General features: G+C 27.6%; 18 protein-coding genes and 1 tRNA gene. 8 read left to right on the top strand and 11 right to left on the bottom strand.

Annotated elements, in window-relative coordinates; all coding sequences use genetic code 11:
* The first annotated feature begins 1 nt into the window (after position 1).
* Both CBD51_001730 and CBD51_001725 read left to right on the top strand, forming a co-directional pair.
* Positions 2-1,060 (top strand): type IX secretion system membrane protein PorP/SprF, encoded by a 1,059-nt coding sequence (locus tag CBD51_001730; protein RPG60152.1) that lies wholly within the window; start codon positions 2-4, stop codon positions 1,058-1,060.
* A gap of 16 nt (positions 1,061-1,076) precedes the next feature.
* Entirely contained in the window at positions 1,077-1,976 is a 900-nt protein-coding gene (locus CBD51_001725) for a hypothetical protein (GenBank protein ID RPG60151.1), read from the top strand.
* Here CBD51_001725 and CBD51_001720 read toward each other — a convergent pair.
* On the bottom strand, positions 1,973-2,314 hold the full coding sequence (locus CBD51_001720; protein ID RPG60150.1) for a TonB family protein: 342 nt from the start codon (positions 2,312-2,314) through the stop codon (positions 1,973-1,975). The two genes, CBD51_001725 and CBD51_001720, sit on opposite strands and share 4 nt — an antisense overlap.
* A 115-nt stretch (positions 2,315-2,429) precedes the next feature.
* On the opposite strand from CBD51_001720, the gene CBD51_001715 reads away from it, so the two are divergent.
* From CBD51_001715 to CBD51_001700, 4 genes are read left to right on the top strand one after another with little or no spacing between them, the layout of a single operon-like run.
* Entirely contained in the window at positions 2,430-2,816 is a 387-nt protein-coding gene (locus CBD51_001715) for an Hsp20/alpha crystallin family protein (GenBank protein ID RPG60149.1), read from the top strand.
* Between the two features lie 12 nt (positions 2,817-2,828).
* Positions 2,829-3,170, top strand: a complete 342-nt coding sequence (locus tag CBD51_001710; protein RPG60148.1) for a hypothetical protein — start codon at positions 2,829-2,831, stop codon at positions 3,168-3,170.
* Positions 3,171-3,226: 56 nt separating this feature from the next.
* Positions 3,227-3,889 carry a uracil-DNA glycosylase gene (locus CBD51_001705; GenBank protein ID RPG60147.1) on the top strand — a complete coding sequence of 221 codons (663 nt, stop codon included), beginning with the start codon at positions 3,227-3,229 and terminating at the stop codon, positions 3,887-3,889.
* A gap of 39 nt (positions 3,890-3,928) precedes the next feature.
* Positions 3,929-4,198: a hypothetical protein gene (locus CBD51_001700; GenBank protein ID RPG60146.1), complete on the top strand. Its 270-nt coding sequence runs from the start codon at positions 3,929-3,931 to the stop codon at positions 4,196-4,198.
* Here the strand turns inward: CBD51_001700 and CBD51_001695 are convergent, their stop codons facing one another.
* The 8 genes from CBD51_001695 to CBD51_001660 all read right to left on the bottom strand — a co-directional run bounded on the left by CBD51_001695 (position 4,199) and on the right by CBD51_001660 (position 15,727).
* On the bottom strand, positions 4,199-4,690 hold the full coding sequence (locus tag CBD51_001695; protein RPG60145.1) for a hypothetical protein: 492 nt from the start codon (positions 4,688-4,690) through the stop codon (positions 4,199-4,201). It lies immediately after the preceding gene.
* Positions 4,691-4,966: 276 nt separating this feature from the next.
* Complete coding sequence (locus tag CBD51_001690; GenBank protein ID RPG60144.1) at positions 4,967-7,024, bottom strand: hypothetical protein; 2,058 nt, start codon at positions 7,022-7,024, stop codon at positions 4,967-4,969.
* Positions 7,025-7,171: 147 nt separating this feature from the next.
* On the bottom strand, positions 7,172-8,176 hold the full coding sequence (locus CBD51_001685) for a VWA domain-containing protein (GenBank protein RPG60143.1): 1,005 nt from the start codon (positions 8,174-8,176) through the stop codon (positions 7,172-7,174).
* Positions 8,177-8,286: 110 nt separating this feature from the next.
* Positions 8,287-9,234, bottom strand: a complete 948-nt coding sequence (locus CBD51_001680; GenBank protein RPG60142.1) for a hypothetical protein — start codon at positions 9,232-9,234, stop codon at positions 8,287-8,289.
* Positions 9,235-10,197 (bottom strand): aldo/keto reductase, encoded by a 963-nt coding sequence (locus tag CBD51_001675; protein RPG60141.1) that lies wholly within the window; start codon positions 10,195-10,197, stop codon positions 9,235-9,237.
* Positions 10,198-10,200: 3 nt separating this feature from the next.
* Entirely contained in the window at positions 10,201-11,520 is a 1,320-nt protein-coding gene (locus CBD51_001670) for a TolC family protein (protein RPG60140.1), read from the bottom strand.
* On the bottom strand, positions 11,517-14,618 hold the full coding sequence (locus CBD51_001665) for an efflux RND transporter permease subunit (protein ID RPG60139.1): 3,102 nt from the start codon (positions 14,616-14,618) through the stop codon (positions 11,517-11,519). The genes CBD51_001670 and CBD51_001665 overlap by 4 nt, the downstream gene beginning before the upstream one ends.
* 5 nt (positions 14,619-14,623) lie before the next feature.
* A complete protein-coding gene (locus CBD51_001660) occupies positions 14,624-15,727 on the bottom strand; it encodes an HlyD family efflux transporter periplasmic adaptor subunit (protein ID RPG60138.1) in 1,104 nt (367 codons plus the stop codon).
* A gap of 187 nt (positions 15,728-15,914) precedes the next feature.
* Between CBD51_001660 and CBD51_001655 the strand changes: the two genes are divergently transcribed.
* Together CBD51_001655 and CBD51_001650 are read left to right on the top strand one after the other, a co-directional pair.
* Complete coding sequence (locus tag CBD51_001655) at positions 15,915-16,658, top strand: Bax inhibitor-1/YccA family protein (protein ID RPG60154.1); 744 nt, start codon at positions 15,915-15,917, stop codon at positions 16,656-16,658.
* Entirely contained in the window at positions 16,655-18,799 is a 2,145-nt protein-coding gene (locus tag CBD51_001650) for a S9 family peptidase (protein ID RPG60137.1), read from the top strand. Before CBD51_001655 ends, CBD51_001650 begins: the two co-directional genes overlap by 4 nt.
* Here CBD51_001650 and CBD51_001645 read toward each other — a convergent pair.
* Together CBD51_001645 and CBD51_001640 are read right to left on the bottom strand one after the other, a co-directional pair.
* A complete protein-coding gene (locus CBD51_001645; protein RPG60136.1) occupies positions 18,789-19,313 on the bottom strand; it encodes a methyltransferase in 525 nt (174 codons plus the stop codon). The genes CBD51_001650 and CBD51_001645 overlap by 11 nt on opposite strands.
* A gap of 10 nt (positions 19,314-19,323) precedes the next feature.
* A tRNA-Arg gene (locus tag CBD51_001640) sits at positions 19,324-19,400 on the bottom strand.
* Between the last annotated feature and the right edge of the window lie 470 nt (positions 19,401-19,870).

The following is a 19,870-nucleotide window of genomic DNA, read 5'->3' as shown; positions in this document are numbered from 1 at the left end:
TATGAAAAGATTAAAATTTTCTATACTATTGTCACTTTTGTTTTTAGCATTCAGTCTAAAGGCACAACAATTCCCAATGTATAGTCAGTATGTTTTTAATGAATATATTATTAATCCTGCTGCAGCTGGTACAGTAGATAANACACCTCTTAGACTTACATATAGGGATCANTGGTCGGGTTTTACAAATTTGCAGGGTGATAATGTTGCTCCAAAAACATTCACTTTCAGTGGTCACACACCTCTTACTGATAAACATGCAATTGGTGGATTTGTTTATAGTGATGTAACTGGNCCAATTAGTCAAACATCTGCTCAATTAAGTTATTCATGGAGGACATGTCTAGATAAGCCAGGCTCATGTTCTTGGGATAAAAGAAGGTTTTTGTCATTTTCATATGCCACTAGATTAATTCAATTTGCTTATGATGATACTGAAACAATAAGTTGGAATGAGTTTTTTGGTCTTGCTAATGACCCTGTTTTACCTAATACTATTGAAACNGATTTTTTTATTAGTCATAGTTTTGGCACATATTATTATACAGAATATTTTTACGCAGGTTTTTCAGCTAATAATTTAGGAGCACGAGCATTAAAAATTGAGTCTGATATATTATTTAATAACAGATTAACTACAGAGTATAATTTTATGACCGGAGCATATGTTCCAATTACTTATGATAAGGACCTAGGTGTTGAGCCATCTATTTTAATAAAAAAGACTGGTTGGTCAAAAACACAAATTGATTTCACTACAAGATTTATATATATGAATAGTGTATGGGNTGGTTTTGGATACAGAACTGCTGAAAATGCACTTTCATTATTGTTAGGTTTTGAGTTTGCTGAACTTTTTGTTGGATATTGTTATGATACTGCAGTTGNAGGAATAAGTAATTACTCAAGTGGTACACATGAAATAGCTATAGGTTTTGATTTGGGAACCTTTTCNTCTGTAGATAATGTTCGTTTAAGAAGTAGATTTAAAAAACGTAGAATGTTAGTGAATCCGTTTAATAATATAGGTCAAAATAATAGAAGAGGAACCGGCTCATAATTACAAATTNATTAATATGAAAAATATAGTTTTTTANACATTTTTATTTAGTTTCATCAATATTCTTTCNGCACAAGAATTGTTTTTACAAGGNGANGATAANCTTAAAGGAAGTGTTAANGTTGATGGTCAAGAATATGTAACAGTTTATGATAATGATAACTTTATATATCGCTATTTTGATAAATCAGGTAATGAGATTTTTTTAATAAAATCCTATAATGAAAAAAGCGAACAAATTGCTTTATCAATTGAGAAAAACCAAAATAGTCAATTGTTAGAAATTATTATTGAAAATATTGCTGTNGGATTTTTAGTTAATTCTATTATTTATGATTTCGATAATAANAAAATTGGTCAATTGTATAGAGGAAAATACTCTCAAAATAATATTAAAAATTTTTGGAAAGGTTTTGANACTAGATATGGTAATATATCAATTTATGATCATACAAGTGTTTATAAGATTGGTAGTTTAACNTTTAAACAACCGACNGATTACTATGCTATTATTAATTTTGAACGTCCAAATAATGTTGANAGTTTAGATTCAAGAGAAACTAGAAAGGTGATTCGTAATTTGCAAAAGCATTATCGAAAATTAATAAGAAGTTATAAGGTTGACGATTTAGATATTAAAAATAATCAAGAAGACAAGGAGATTTATGAAGAGTTTCTTGAAGNAACAGACGCCTATGAACAAATAATGAAGGAATTTGGTGTTGATGAGTCGGATGANAAGATTTTTGGGATTATTCCTCAAGATTATTTTAGTGAANAAAGACGATCTAAATGGAGTCATGATGAAGGTTATGTTCCTTTTACAAAGAGAGANTTAAATGGGTATGAAGAGCATCGACCAGACCTAAAAATTCAAAAANATGAGTTGTATCACAAGGNNCAAAATAAAAATTAACTTGTAATTGTATATTCAATTGAGAGTTTTGGAATCCTAAATTTTATTAAGATTTTTTTAGTAGTTGTGATATTAATTTTTCTATTTGGGCATTTTGGATNTTTAAGCTTTTTAACAATCCTTGCTNCTTCNTTATCACAGCCGTAACCAATTCCTTTTATAATNAAAATATTAGTAGTATTTCCATTTGGATTTATCTTATACTTAATTAAAACATCTCCTTCAATATTATTGTTAAGTGCAAATTTTGGATATCGAAGATNTTTTTTAATGAACTTTTGAAGTTCATTTTTTCCTCCTGGNTATTCTATTTTTTTTATAAATTTTTTGTCACTCATAATCANNNAATTGTCATTTTGACACTNTAATTTTTAAAAANTAAGACAAAATGGCACTAAAAATAAAATGGCATAATATATGCTANATATAATGTATTAACCAAAAATTAAAAATATGTTTGAATTAATTAAAAACAAAAATAATCGTGATCTATTTGATAATTTATTTGACAATCTTATGTTGAAACCTTGTAGTATNAGAGATTATAAATCTAACGACTCTTATTTCTCAACTGATGAAAAATATTATAAGATTGANATTNCATTACCAGGTGCAAATAAAGATGAAATTCAATTATCAATTAATAATAACTTTCTTGATTTAAAATACACTAATAAAAGAGATAATAATATTTGGAATAGTTCTTTTAATAGAACAATAAAACTTCCTAATGATATTTTAGAAAATAAAATAAATGCAGAATTAAAAGACGGTATTTTATCAATTAAAATTTCAAGAGATGTTAAAAAATCAATATCAAAAATAATTACAATTAAATAATATTATTTGAAAATGACTTTTGATAATTTAAACGAGGAGCAGTGTAATTTAGTAGTATTAAAAATACTATGTATACTAGAGGATACAAAATATAGAAAAATATACAATTGGCCATTTGATGATATTTCTATTGATGATTTATTTGATCAAATTAAAAAAGTTCATTCTGATAATTCTTTAAATAAAAATTTTATTAAATTTTGTCTTAATCATATAGAAAAAAAGAAACAATACTCATTAATTGAGGGTTTTTTTAATCTTATACTTTTATTTGAAGAACTAGAGAAATATGAACAATGTATAGTTTTGAAAAATATTAAAGATCAAATTTTAATTGACCTTCATCATTGTTAGTCATTTTAAATGATTTATTGATTATATTGGGGGAATTATTTTATTCCCCCTTTTTTATGAGACCAAATATTGAAAATTCATGGAAAAATTTGCTTAATAATGAATTTAAAAAGGAATATTTTTCAAGTTTAATGGATTTTCTAATTAATGAGTATGATAATCATATTATTTATCCTCCAAAAAAAATAATTTTTAATGCTTTCAATATTTGTAACTTTAAGGATATTAAGGTTGTTATAATTGGACAGGATCCATATCACAAACCCAATCAAGCTCATGGATTATCTTTTAGTGTTGTTGATAATATTAATCAACCTCCCTCATTAAAAAATATATTAAAAGAACTTCATAATGATTTGTCTATAGAAATTTCAAGTTCAGGAAATTTAACCCATTGGGCAAAACAAGGTGTTTTATTATTAAATTCAATTCTAACAGTAAGAAAAGGAAATCCTGGGTCACATAAAATGAAAGGTTGGGAAAAATTTACTGATTCTGTAATTGATTTAATCTCTAAAAGAAAAAATAATATTGTTTTTTTATTATGGGGATTATATGCTCAACAAAAAGGTTTATATATAGATCGTAATAAACATTTAGTAATTGAAAGTACTCATCCATCTCCATTTTCAGCTTACAAAAACTTTTTTGGTTCAAAACCGTTTAGTAAAACAAATGAATATTTAAGATTTTACAATAAAAAGGAAATTAATTGGTGATCTTTCTTTAAATTTAAATTCAACTTAATCTAAATAATTATGAAATTATACAAGTTTTTGTTTTTTAACTGTCTTTTTCTTTTTGTTATTTCTTGCTCTAATAAAGAATTAACCCCAAATGAAGCAGCCTTACAGACATGCAATTGTTTAAAATTGGCTAAAGACACATCTGATGAAGGTGTAAAGGCTTTTACTGATTGTAATAGTCAAACAAAGGAAATGATGGCTCCATACAGAGAAAATCCACAATGGATGAGTGAATGGAAAGATGAATTACTTAAAATTATGAAAGACTGTATGACTGAGTAGTTAGTCGTTAAACATAATTGTTTTTTCAACTTTACATGAATTATACTTTTTCAGCTCTATTTGGTATTTTTTTCCAGATTTAATACTTCTTCCAAGTATATCAAATTTGTATGACTTGTTCATTGGTTCATTTTTGATGATCTGAATATTATCTATGACACTAATTCCATCAAGACTATATACTCCGTTACCTTCAGCCCAAGATTTTACATGAATCGGGTAGGGTGTTTTATCTTTATAAGACCAAAGTTCTAAAATGAATTTTTCTCCAATCAACATTCCTTCTTTATGATTCGTTAATTCATCATCTCCCCAGATTGTTATTACAGTTCCCTCATTTCTAAACTTCGAGCTACCTACTAAAATTCCAGAGCTATTAAATATATTTATTAAATCATTTTGTGTTGGTGATTCACTCCAAGCTCCTGGAAGAATTCCTAGCGTCATATTGTTTCCAGTATTCTTTTCTAAAGATTTAAGTTTTTCATTCAACTATTATAAATTCACCATCAGAAGTGTTGATTATGTCATGAAGCCTTTCAGTTTTTTCGCTTCCAAATGAATATATGTTTGATATCTGATTTTGACTATTGCAAAAAAAGTATGTAAAAAAAATTAAAAAATAATATATTCTCATCTATGGGGGTATTATTTTCAAATATAGCTCATTTAAATAATTATTTATATAATATAAATATTAATAAATGTCCTATAATTATTATTATGTTAAATAGTGATTAGGATATTTGGTAATAGATTCTATCCTCTTTATTGGTTTTGTGTGTGTTTTATCATTAAGGGTAAATATATCAAGTCAAATAAAACTGCAAAAACTGCACAAATTATTGTTATAGTACCTAACTGTGATACAGATTTAAATTCTGAGAACACAAGCGGTAAAAGACAAAATATTATAACAAAAGTAGTTTTTAACACAGCCTTTCCCGTGGTTTTAACTACACTTTTAATTATATAATCTTCATTATTTTGTGATCTTCTAATATAAGCACTAATAATATGTATTGAATCATCTACGATGAGACCAAATACAATAGTAAATATAAATGCGTTTGAAAGACTAAAATAAAAATTAAAGAACTGTATAATACCTAAGGTTAAAATAATTGGTATTAGATTAGGAATTATTGATATTATAAAAAAATTAAATTTAAATTTTGTTAAAAAGAAAAAAATAAAACCTATTGATGATACTGCAATTAATAGTCCGATTATTAGTTTTTTTGTTAAATTAAAAGAAATGTTATCAAAAACATACCCTACTCCACCTGGTTTTATTATTAACTTTGAGTCATATTTTTCTCTTAATTTATAAATAATATCATTTGTAGCTAAAGCTCCAATATCTTTCATTCTGCACATTAATAAGTATTGAGAATCTAGTTGCGAATATATTGGCAACCGAGTAGATAATATATTATTTGATACTTGTATGTTTGATACATCTATCTTAATGTTATTTTTCTTTAAATCTTCTTCAAATTCTAATAATACATCATTATCCAATGTTAGATTATTAATGTAGAAGTGGATTGGTTTAATTCCACCAAAATATCTATCAAAAAAACTAACCTCCTTATACATTTCAGAGTTTTTATTTACCTCATCAGTTAAATAATTGTCAATTTTAATTTGTGTGACACTATATATACCTAAAATAAAAAGTAAAAACATGAATATATGAAATTTGTATTTCTTTTCAGATAGGCTAAACTTAATGATGTGATCAATAAATCTTTTAAAAATTTTGTATTGTTTTACCTGATTAAATTCATAATCAATAGCAATTGCATAAATTATTGTTACTATAATTAGGGTAAATAGTATTCCAAAAGATGTAATGATACCAAATCTTGCAATTGGAATAATATCATTAAATAAAAAAGTTAAAAAGCTTAAGGAAGTAGTTATAGATGTTAAAAGTATTGCTTTACCTATTTTATCAACTCTGTTTTTAAAAAAATCTATTTTATTTTTATTATAAATCTGATTAGATGTATAATGCATTGCATCTGAAATACAGACTATAAATAAAATTGCTGGAGAAATAATCATAATCATTTCTAATCCGTTAAAGAGAATTGTAGACAGTGAGAGTGTTACAATAATACTAATAATAACACTAGATATTGTTAAGAGTATTAATCTTAGATTGGTAGTTAAAAAATATAGTAAGATGAAACAAAAGATTGCACTGATAGTAGTTAAAATAATAAACTCTCTTATTACTTTCTTTTGAAAATACACCTCACTTGGTATCCTGCCTGAAATAAATAATTCAGTACTTAAATCCGTTAATTCGAAATCATATAGTTTATTGATTAATAAATTTCTACTTTCAACTGAAAGGTTGTTCTCAGCTTCGATGAGAAAAAAAAACTTTGTTTTAGTTGAGTCTAAAAAGCTACTTTCTATGAACTTTTTCGTATTAATTGTTTGGTTAAAACTATCTAGATCTTTGAGGTTTAAAACTTTGGATGTAATGGGAAATAATCCAGAGCTTATTATTTTGCGTTCATTGATTATACTATTTACTGTTTTGACACTTTTTAAGCGTCTAATTGTATCGTGAATATTTTTTAATTCCTGAAAGTCCTTATAGTTAAGAGCATATTTTGTGCTTATGCCAAAAAAAATAAGATTTTCGTCATCAATTAATTTAGATAATTCATCTTCATTGGAGATTTCATTAATTATTCTCTCAGTGTCGAAAAAAATTTTTGTATTTGCAATTGAGAATAATGAAAATAAAAATAATATAATAATGCCTATGAATATTTTTATTTTATGATTCCAGATAAAATTCATTTAAGAAAAACTATAATAATCTTTAATAAAATAAATTTATAAATTATAACTTATAATTAATGTCAATAATAACTTTAAATTTTTTTACTATTCTAAATTATATTTCTTTTATACAGAACCATCATTAGGTAATTCCATCCATATTAGTTAATAAACTAATATAGGATATAAATTAGCAACAATTTCTGAACTATTGCATAATTCTATAACTTCCATTGCACTGTATTCAGTACATTCAAAAGGTTGAAGACTTGTTAGTGGTAATGTGCACGGTTGAATTAATGGTGGTGCATCACCTATCACTAAAATAAGTTTATTATCTGATTCCCAGAAACCTTGATTTATACATCTGTAAATACCATCGAACACTGATTCCGGGTAATCACAACCACCTGTAGTTGATAGACCGTCAACTAATTCTTGAATTAAATCATGATCTTCTGTTAAATTTTGAAAATCAAACCAATTTCCACTAGTCCATAAACTGTCACACGCTAAATCTCCATATGTTGCTAATCCAAGTCTACAGTTGTTGGGTAAAATATCGATTATATCAGTTAGTCCATCTCTCACCTCATCAATATCATCCCCCATACTACCAGTTTTATCAATTAAAAACATTAAATCAGAATTTTCATTTGCATGTGAATTAATAACATCAATAATGGTAGCAACTAGGTTGTCTGAGGTTCCAGCAACACTATATTCACCACCGGTTTCCTGCGCTAATAGTTCAAACCAACAACCTGGTTCGCATCCTACATAGCCTGTGCCAATATTAGAGTACATTAGTCCATTATTACTATTTTCATCTGCAGGTATTCCTGAATTATTTTCAGGATAACTTCTTAATCTATACTCGTATATGATTGGTTCAGTCATCCATGAGTCTAAAAATGAGGGCATATCTGTATCATAAAATTCTCTTTCATCTTCTTCAAGTGCAACGATTTGGTACCATTCTGTTGTTCCTTTTATTCTTCTATCAACAACCTCGTGTCTAGGGTGTTCATCTACTTGTTCCCATTCTATTAAGACACCAATTGGATTGGTAATTGAGCATCTTAGATTAAATTCTAAAGGGAATTCTTCTTTTCTACAGCTAGAAAAAACTAACAGTATTGAAATTGTTAAAATAAAATAATTTTTCATCTATTTTGGGGGTTTATCTATTATTCTATTAAATATAATGATTTATGATAAAAAAAAAACTAATTATTCTATTATCATTACTCAATTAGTCAAGTACTTTAAATAAATTACTAATTTAGAATGATTGAATAGCCATCAGTTGTGTCTTCAAACTTAGAAGAAAAAATGCCGAGAAAATTTAAAATAGTTGGTCCTATATCTGCTTGACTAGAAAAATAACAACAATTAGCCTGAAATTCTACTGATGGGTGTTCAGTAATAAAAATAGTTCTGTTAATGTTAGGATCATTAGCATCACCATGACTTGTGCCTTCTCCACCATGATCAGAGACCACCATAAATAACCAATCTTCTCCGTTTAATCTTTTATTTTGAATGATTTCATAAAGTTCTGATGTGTATGAGTCTAATTGATTGACTTTGTCTACATACTCTTGAATATTACCACTAAAGCCATGAGCATGCCCGGTTGCATCTAGTTCATCAAAGTGAATGAAAATAACATCAGAATTAAGCGGATTGTTGTTTAATAGTAAATTTTTTGTTTTTTCAAGTACTTCTGAATCATTTATATAGTCTAGTGGAGCATAGTCAGTATAGTCATTCATTAGATAAGTATTGATTGGTATCCAATTAACTATAGATGCAGTTTTTTTAGTACTGTCAGCCAAGGTGATATAATGAAAAAATGAAGGGTATTCACTGTAGTTGTTATTATCAAAATCATTATTTAAAACATTATGTTTATCCATATGTACTCCAGTTAGTATAGAAGACCAATTGGGACCGCTGTATGTTATTCCTTCTGTAATATGATTTATGTTAGAGTATGTGTTTTTATTTTGAATAACTTCATTGATAAACGGAGTACTTGTTAAATTCATCACATCACTTCTAAAACCATCAATACCTACGATCAGTACTTTTCTATTAATTTTGGTCTCATCAACTGTTATTGTATGATTTATTTCATTAAGGGAATCATCATCTGGATCACAAGCAGATATCATTAGCATTGCAATAATAAAACTTGAAAGAGGATATTTATAATTAATCATTTAAATAAATTTAGTTGAAATATAATGTAATTTATCCAATTCTTCTTTTGATAGATCGATCTTNAGTGCTTTAACATTATCTTCCGCTTGCTTAATAGAAGTTGCACCTGGTATAGCAAACACATTATTATGATAATTAATAAGCCAGCATAAAGCAATTTGTGCTGGAGTAGCACTATGATGTTTAGCAATAGCTTTTAATTCATTAACAANTGGTAAAGAATTTGCAATATTTAAATTTCGTTTATTTAATTTTACTTTTCTCCAACGGTGAAGATTTTTTAGTAGTGCAGGGTTGTCATGAAACTTACCAGTTGCAATTCCTTGAGTTAAGGGAGAATAAGCGATAATAGAGATATTAAGTTCTTTAGCGGTTTCAAGAACACCATTAGATTCAATTCTTCTATTTAAAATACTATATTCCATTTGATTAGATGAAAGATGCAGTCCTCTTTTTTCGAGTGCTCTATGAGCTCTAATCATTTGTTTTTGATTAAAATTGCTGACACCTATATGCTTTATTTTTTCCTGTTCAACAAGATCTGCCATAGCATTCATTTCTGCTTCAATACTTGAAAACCCTAGTGGCATATGTACTTGATGAAGAGTTATGGGATAATCATCTAGATATTTTAATCGTTTATCTATTGTCTTTTTTATAGAGGATGATAGTCTAAAAAGGGGCCACCACTTTGTTGCAATAAAGTGAGTATTTTTATTAATCTTTAATTTATTGAGTGCTTGAGACAATCCTTTTTCAGACTTACCCCATCCATATAATTCAGCTGTATCAAACCAGTTTATGCCTCCATCAATAGATTGTTTTACTATTTCTGTTGTATTGTCATCTGATAAACTAGGCCAAAAGCTTCCTGCAAAACCCTTGTTTTTACTAAACTGCCAACATCCCAAACCTATTTTTGATAGTTTAAAATTTGTTTTTCCTAATTGTAATAATGACATAGATTATTTTTTTTGTAATTGACCTGATAATTGATAAATAATATATTCTTGAATTTTTGTAGCAGATAGTTTAGCACTGTAGTTAATTTCAGCTTGATCTAAAAGCATTTGTGATTCTCTATACTCTAAATTACTTAATTGACCAGAATCATATAGGTCTCTACTTATTTGAGCTTTTTTTTCTATTGTTTTAAGATTTTTCTTTAATAGATCTAAATTATTTAACGATTCACTATAATTATAATAAGCGGTCGCGAGAGCAGTAATAATAGTTTCTTGAATTTGTTTACGAGACAATTCTTTTGATTCAAGGTTTATTTTAGCGCTTTTAAAGGCTTTTCTTCTCATGTTAGCTGAAAATATAGGTATTTCAACATTTAAGCCTGCAACAAGACCATAATTATTTTGTTTACTTATGAAACTTGTTTCGCTCTGTATATTACTATAAGAATATGAGGAAAAGAAATCAATATTAGGAGAAAATGATGATTTTGCTATTTTTAATTCATATTCTGAAACTTTATAATTTAACTCTGAAATAATTATACTAGTATTATTTGATTTAGTTTGTTTAGTTAAATCATCTAATTTAAGATTGTAGTTAAAGTTAAATTCATGTTTTAAGGATATCGTTGAGTCAGGAACACCAAGCAACAGAGACATTCCTTGTCTACTAGAATGGAGATTAATCATTGCTTCTTCAAGATTTATTTTATTTTGATTTAAATCAACTTCTGCATTAAGTAAGTCTAATTTTGATATTGCACCATAATTGTGTTTTTCTAGAGCTTGCTGATATCTATCAAGAGATATATTATAACTTGTTTTAAAGATTGAATGAATGTTTTGTTGATTAAGAAGATCATAATACTGTTGTATAATTTCTAGTATTTTATTTTCAACTTGATATCTTATATTATTATCAGCAATACTATTTTGATTTTTAAATTTATTTAAAGTATAGATTCCACTAAATCCACCAAACAACTTATATGTCAGACCAATAGAAGAGTTTATATTTGAAGATCTAGCTTCAGATGCTTCAATTTCAGAGCCCATATCACTCCCAAAATCTAGGAATGAGTTAAATTCTAGTTCAGTATCATTAACAGAGCCATTATAACCAGATGAAATATTAATCATTGGTAGCAAACCAGCAGCACCAACATGATTGGTGTTTTTAATAATCTCTACATCATTTTTAGCTATTGCTAGATCCTTACTATTTGTAAGGCCGTATTGTATCGCCTGCTCCAATGTTATAGTATTTTGAGCGTATGCTAAAGATGTAATACAAAAAATAATTATTATATATTTTTTCATAATTGGTTTTTTAATTCTTTAACTGAAGGTTCAACCTGTTCTCTATTATTAGCCTTGCCAAAATACAATCTAATATTATTGACTGTGAGCAACATGATTGGTAGTAATAACAAGGTTAATAATGTAGCCATAATAATACCATAACTAAGTGATATTGCCATTGGAATTAAAAATTGAGCTTGAATACTTTTTTCAAAAATAAGAGGTAATAAACCAAATACTGTAGTTATTGTAGTTAGAACAATTGGTCTAAATCTAGTTAGAGCAGTCTCCTCTAATGCTTTTAGAAATTGTTCTCCATTACGTAGTCTTAAATTAAATGAGGTAATAAAGACAAGAGCATCATTAACAAGAACTCCAATTAATGCAACAACACCAAAACCTGAAAGCACGCTAATAGGCATTCCATGCAATAAATGTCCAAAATAAACTCCAACAAGAGTAAATGGCATTAAAAAAAATACAATCAATGTTTGTGCTTTAGATCTAAAGGTAATAAGAACAATACATAATATCAATAATGAAAAGACAGGCATAATTTTTTTCATAGAATTAGCTGTAATTGTACCTTCATCAGAAGATCCAGATAATTCTAAACTTACTGTTGGATACTTTTCTTGAATTAATGGAAATAATTTATTTTCTACTTCTGCAATAATATCAGAACTATAAGAAGTTGAACTTGCCAATTCACCTTCTATCTCAACAATTTTTTTGCCATTTTTTCTATTAATACTAAGAACCTTATTATCAATACTAAAGTTCACAAGTTCCTTTAAGGGGAACACACCACTATTTGTTTGAATTTTCATGTTTTCAAGAGAAGAAAAAGAATTTCTTTCATCTTCATTGAATCTAATCCACAGTTTCATTTCATCGTCTAATGTTTGTAAATCTTGAACTTGTGTACCAAAGAATGCTTGACGAACTTGAAATAATATCTCATAATTACTTAAACCTAGACTTTTAGCATTTTGATTTAAAGTAAAATTAATTTCATTGGGCCCATATTCATAATTACTTGATGTAGCTGAAACTCCTTGAACTTCTTTTAATTGTTGTGTAAACATAATAGTTGCAGCTTCTAGTTCTTCTGTATTATTACCTAATAATGCAAAAGCAAGTGGTCTCCCAAATGGATCTCCTACTCCAATAATTAAATTTTCTAAATCAGGGATGTCACCAAGCTCTGATCTTATAATTTTTACTATATCATAAGCTCTTATACCTCTACTTTCCGGAGGTGTCATAAATATATCTACAGTTCCTTTATGAGACTCTGGACCTATTTTAATTTCTATTTCATTAAATACATCTGTATTTAAGGAGTCTAATAATTTTTGTTCTACTCTTTTAACCGTATTTAAGATGTCATCAGCATACAACTTGGTTTTTTCCATAGTTGTCCCTGGTTTAGTTTTAAATTCTATATATAAATCATCTAGCTCAACAGAGGGGAAGAAAGTAAAATTGACTCCACTACCAAACACAAATAGAATGAATAAACCAATAAAAATGACATAAGCCACATGAGTTTTATTCATTAAGTATCTTAAGATTGGTTTATAATACTCATCTCTTAAATGGTTTATTTTTTGATTAAAATAGACTGATAGTTTATTTTTTTTAATGTTCTTATCTAGTGCCTTTGAGTATGCAATATGAGCTGGAAGAATAAAAGCACCTTCAACTAATGAGAAAATTAATGTAGTAATCACAACAAATCCCATTTGCCAACCAAATTCACCCATCATACCCTCAAAAAAGAAAAAAGATAGGAAAGCTACAGCCGTAGTAGAAACCCCTGCAAAAACAGCTGGAAACACTTCCATTGTCCCTTCTACTGCAGCACTATATCTATCAAGTCCACTTTCAAACTTTCGAATTATATTTTCTCCAATAATAATACCATCATCAACTAAAATTCCAATTACTAATATCATAGCATACATTGTCATCATATTGATTGTAATAGGCGGAGCTGGAGCTAAGAAAAACATTCCCAAAAAAGAAATAGGTATACTAAGTGCCACCCAAAAAGATACTCTAGGATGGAGGAACATGGTTAAAAATAATAATACTAGACAAAAGCCTATAATTCCATTCTTAGAAAGTAATTCTATTCTTTGTTTTAGTGGGTTTGAAGCGTCAAATAATACTTTTGCATCTATATTAGTATTACTAATATTTAGGTCAGAAACATACTGTCTAATGTAATCAGCAATAAATATAATATCTTGAGTCTCAGTATTACTTACAGTAACGTTTACTGATCGCTTATTATTCCTAAACCTCTCCATGGTATTGGTAGACCAAGTGTCTTTAACATCTGCCACATCCTTAAGATATATAATTGACCCATTCTTATTAACTCTAATAATAATATTTTGAATTTCTTTAGCAGTATTAAATTTATTATTTGATCTTAATAAATATTGCTTATCATTAACCTCTATCATTCCCCCTGATAAATTAATATTCTTTCTAAGTATACTTTGATTAATTTCTTCCATTGATAAGTTAAAAGCCAAAAGACGTTCTTCACTTACCGCAATTTCAACTTCTTTTTCAGGCATACCAGTTATTGAAATCTCAGAGATACCGTCAACAGACTTTAATTCATCTTCTATATCGTTGACAACATGATGTAGATAATCTAAATCATTATTAGAGTTAATAGAAAAGCTAATCGTTGGCATAACAAATTCAATTTTTCTAATAAATATTTCTTCAACATCAACATTAAATCTAATTTGATCTATTGCATTGTTTATATTTTGTAGACCAACGTACATATTTGCTCCTCTTTCCATCTCTATATTAATCATAGCAATATTTTCAGACGAAGATGATGTAATATCTTTGACACCTGCAACAGATTCTACTTTATATTCAACTTTTTTAGTGATTGATTCTTCTATTTCCAATGGAGACAAACCAGATGCTAGTACTTGAACTGATATTAATCGGCTTTCCATTTCTGGAAAAAAAGTTGATCTTAAACTGTTTAAACCAACTATACCAAAAGCAAATATTAAAAACATTAATAGATTTGCAGTGATAGGATATTTTATAAAATAAGATATAAGTCCTTTCATGGAATTCAGTTTATTAACATATTATTATAAAAATAATTTCTATATTGATTAACCACACAGTCACTAATATTTAAGCCGTTAATAATTACAGAATCATTTTGATAACAAATTACATCTATATTTTTAAGTTTTAACTGATTTTCAACTATCGTGTAAACCTGATTTTCTCTTGTAATTTTTGATCTTTCAATTTTCACCACATTATCAAGATCGTTACAAATAATTTCACCAGTAATAAACATGCCATCTTTGACTCTGTTATCATTTACCGATACAAAAACATCAACACTTTGAGTTAATTCGTTGATATGACTCCCTACTCTACTAACACTTCCTTTAATTGTTGAATTCAGGTCATTAGAAGTTATTAAAACAGTATCTCCTTTTTCAATAAGTTTAGAGTCATTAACACTAACAGACCCATTCATCTCATAGTTGTTTAAATTAATAAATTCCCCTAATGGTTGTCCAATTATAATACTAGAACCTGGATCAATTAAAACTTTAGTTAGTACTCCTTCAAATGGTGCTTTTATTTTAAACTTATCAATTCTTTTTTCTAAAGATTTTATTGTATAGTAATTTGCAAAAACTTGTCTAGAAGCAAAAAAATTACGTGCTTTTAGTTGCGTAATCTTAGGAAGATTTGGAATTGGAGAATCTAGGTTAAAATTATTAACATATGATTGTAATTTATTTCCTAAAGATGGGAAATCCATTTTTACATCGGCTAAAACTTGTAATAAAAGTGCTAAAAATTGGCTTTTTATAGACTTTAATTCTAATTCAATATCACCATCATCAATACTCAATAAAATATCTCCTTTTTTAAATATTTCTCCTACTTCAAACCTAGAATACTGAACTTTTGATACTCCATTTACTTCCGAAATAATATTTATCTTATTTGAAGATGTTATTCGACCAGATAATTCAATTAAGGGTTTAGTGTTGATCTGCTTAATATTTGTACAATCTATAGTATTAACTTTTTTAGTATTGGTTTGAGGGTCACTTATTGATTGATTGGTTTTATTTTTTACAATAAGAAATGTAACTAGTATAAAGAAAGCTCCAATAAAAGCTATTAATTTTTGTTTTTTGTTCATAATTTATGATTTTCTGCCTGACAAAGATATGTAAAACTAAAAGATAGAAATGATTTTTTGCAATCTAAATTTTTAATTTAGAACAACTATTCTATATAAAGAAAAAAAATATGTAAACAATAATATATTTTTTCATAATTTTAAACTATTAAATTAAAATATATATAATATGTCGAATCATCTTTCTATGCGTTCTGGAAATCCTGCTCTTTCAGCAGAAACATTCAAAGGAGTTACTATTTCATCCGATGAAGTCATGACAATTAATGGTACAGTAAATAAAACAGCTATAAGCTTACTTATATTAATTGCTGCAGGTACATTTACTTTTTCAGGTAATTATAATTGGCTTATTTTTCCCGGTTTCATCGGAGGTTTTATTGTTGCAATAATTACAATTTTTAAAAAAGAATGGTCTCCTATTACTGTACCTATATATGCATTTTTAAAAGGACTAGCTCTTGGAGCAGTTTCTCAAATTTATGAAAATGAATTAGCACCAGCCGATGGAAGTTTTGATGGAATTGTATCTCAAGCTATTTTACTTACATTAGGTATATTATTTTCATTATTATTCGCATATAAAACTAAAATAATTGCTGCTACCGAAAACTTTAAACTTGGCGTATTTGCTGCTACTGCTGGTATAGCTGTGTTTTATATAGTTAGCTTTGTTGTTAGTTTTTTTACAGGAAGTTATCCTGAAGTTTTAAATCCATTGAATGGAGGTTTAATGAGTATTGGTGTAAGCCTATTTATTGTTGTAATTGCATCACTAAATTTAGTGTTAGACTTTGATTTTATCGAAGAAGGTGCAGAAAAAGGTGCTCCTAAATACATGGAATGGTTTGGAGCATTTGGATTACTTGTTACTTTAGTTTGGTTGTACTTAGAAATACTTAGACTACTTGCAAAATTAAGATCTAGATGAGAATAATATTTTTATTATCAATACTATTAACATGTTGTATGAATAAAGATAAAAGTAACTACGTAGAACCACCTATTGCAAAAAAATATCCAGAAAAGCTATCTATTCATGGTGATGAAAGACTAGATAATTATTATTGGATGCGTCTAACTGATAAACAAAAAGAAGCTAAAAATCCTGATCAACAAACTAAAGATGTGTTAAATTATTTAAATGCTGAAAATCAGTATTTGAAATCTAAAATGAAACATACAGAGTCCCTGCAAGAAAAACTTTTTAATGAAATTAAAAATAGAATTAAAAAAGATGACTCCTCCGTTCCGATTACAATTAATAATTATTCTTATTACACGAGGTTTGAAAAAGATAAAGAATATCCTTTTCATTGTAGAAAAAAGATAAAAGATCAGTCACAAGAAGAAATTATGCTTGACGTATCTAAAATGGCTGTAAATTTTGATTATTTTTCAGTTGTTGGTCTGTCAGTTAGTCCAGACGAGAAATTATTAATCTACGGAGTTGATACTGTTTCTAGAAGGGAATATACTTTATATATTAAAAATTTAAATACAGGTGAAATATTAATTGATAAAATTTCAAATACTACTGGAAGAGGTGTTTGGGCTAATGATAATAAAACATTTTTCTATACTAAACAAGATCCAATTACACTTAGGTCTTTTCAAATCTATAAACACATACTTGGGACTCCACAATCTCAAGATGTTTTGGTTTATGAAGAAAAAGATGATACTTTCAATTGTTATGTTTCAAAATCTAAATCTAAAAAATATATTATAATAGGTAGTTATCAAACTCTATCTTCTGAATACAGATATATTGATGCTAACAAACCTAATCAAGACTTTAAAATTGTTCAAAAAAGAGAAAAGGATTTAGAATACAATCTATATCACTATGAAGATCACTTCTATATTTTAACTAACTATAAAGCAAAAAACTTTAGATTAATGAAAACATTAATCTCACAACCATCAAAAGAATACTGGACAGAAGTTATACCACATAATAAGAATATTTTAATTGAAGGTCTTGATATTTTTAAGAATTATTTAGTTGTTGAAGAACGTAAAAACGGATTAACTAACATTAGGATAATTAATTGGGAAAATAATAAAAGTTATTACATAAAATTTAATGATCCTGCGTACACTGTATCTACGATGGCAAATCCCGAGTATAATACTAATATTTTGAGATATGGCTATACTTCCTTAACTACACCAAGTAGTACTTTTGATTATAATATGGATACTAAAGAAAAAAGTTTGTTAAAACAAGACGAAGTGTTGGGTAATAATTTTTCTATTGATAATTATGAATCTAAAAGATATTATGCAATTTCAAGAGACGGAAATAAAATTCCTATTTCATTAGTGTATAAAAAAGGGATTCAAAAAAATTCAAAGAACCCCCTATTGCTTTATGGGTATGGAAGCTATGGTTATAGCATGGATCCTTATTTTAGCTCAGTAAGACTTAGCTTGTTAGATAGAGGTTTTGTTTTTGCTATTGCTCATATTAGAGGTGGCGAAGAATTAGGACGTAAATGGTATGAAGATGGTAAACTATTAAATAAAAAAAATACTTTCTATGATTTTATTGACTGTGCTGAATTTTTAATTTCTAAAAAATATACCTCTATTAAACATCTTTATGCTTCTGGAGGCAGTGCGGGTGGTCTACTGATGGGTGCCGTTATTAATATGAGACCAGATTTATGGCGCGGAGTAATTGCTGGAGTTCCATTTGTAGATGTTGTATCAACAATGCTAGACGAATCAATACCATTAACTACTGGAGAATTTGATGAATGGGGAAACCCAAAAGATTCAATTTACTATGATTATATTAAATCTTACTCTCCTTATGATAATATTGAGTCTAAAGAATATCCCAATCTTCTAATTACTACTGGTTATTGGGATAGTCAAGTTCAGTATTGGGAACCTGCAAAATGGATTGCAAAATTGAGAGAAATGAAAACTGATCAAAATCTTTTATTGATGGATTGTAATATGGATGTTGGTCATGGTGGTGCGTCTGGTAGATTTAAAAGGTATAAGGAAATTTCACTTGAATATTCATTTCTTCTAGACCTAGAAAACATTAAGAACTAATCCTTTCACAATATACAATGTAATATCTTTTTGTAAACATCCTTAAAATTGGTCTAACACCAAATTTAAAGTCAGATTTTGGAGCCCACTTTTCAGAATCAATAATCTTCCATCCTGTTTTTTGCAATAAAAAATTAAATTGCTTTTCTTCAAATTCATGATAGTGTTTATCCCAATCGTCTTGTTCGTTCCAATACGCATTAGCAAACCAGAGTTTTAATGGAACTGAAGCAATTAATTTAGAAGCCTTTATTTGATTTAATACATTAAAAGGAGCTAGCATGTGTTCAAAAATTTCAAATGCGGTAATTAAGTCAATATTAGGATTTAGAACAGATTGAAAATCAATATCTAAATTTTCACCTGATGTGTTTTTTATATTAAAACCTTTTTGCTTTATGAATTTTGATAAATCATTAGATGTTCCTAAATCAAGAATTCTTTCTGAATGTTGGCAGTGTTTTGATAAGAATGAAAGAGTTTTTTTAAATCTCCAAATTTTTGATTTATCCATCTTTGAAAAATTGTGATCGCGACAGGATTCGAACCTGTGACCGTCTGCTTAGAAGGCAGATGCTCTATCCAGCTGAGCTACGCGACCATTTTTTATTTTACGCGAATTTAATAAAGAAATTTAAATTATATGACTAATTTAATTTTATAAATATTATTATGTTTATTTTATTTGTTTAGAAACATGTAAAAAAAAAGCGAAGATCTCTCTTCGCTTTTCCAAAACTATAGTTTCCTATACTTTTTATTATCAAAGGCTTAAATTGTTAATCTTTCTATTTTTTGTTAAAAAAACTCGTTAATTAACTTTTTATCCTTGTTTACCCTATCTGAGCATCGCTACTCTCTTGAACATTGTTCAAATTTAAAGATTTAAAAAATCCATTCGGACTTCAAAACTTTAGACACTTATTGACACTAGGTCAATTAGATGTCAATGAAAGTCAAATTGACTTCCGGGTAACCATGGATTCTCATAAAAGCTATTTCTAGCAAAACAGTCATTAGAACTGAAAATGAGTGCTTAAAACTTCTCTAAGCATATCTAAACCATTAATA

It is taken from the genome of Flavobacteriales bacterium TMED191, assembly GCA_002171975.2.
Classification (GTDB): Bacteria; Bacteroidota; Bacteroidia; order Flavobacteriales; family TMED113.
The sequence above is the reverse complement of the archived record's forward strand: the minus strand, read 5'-3'. Positions and strand labels throughout refer to the sequence as shown.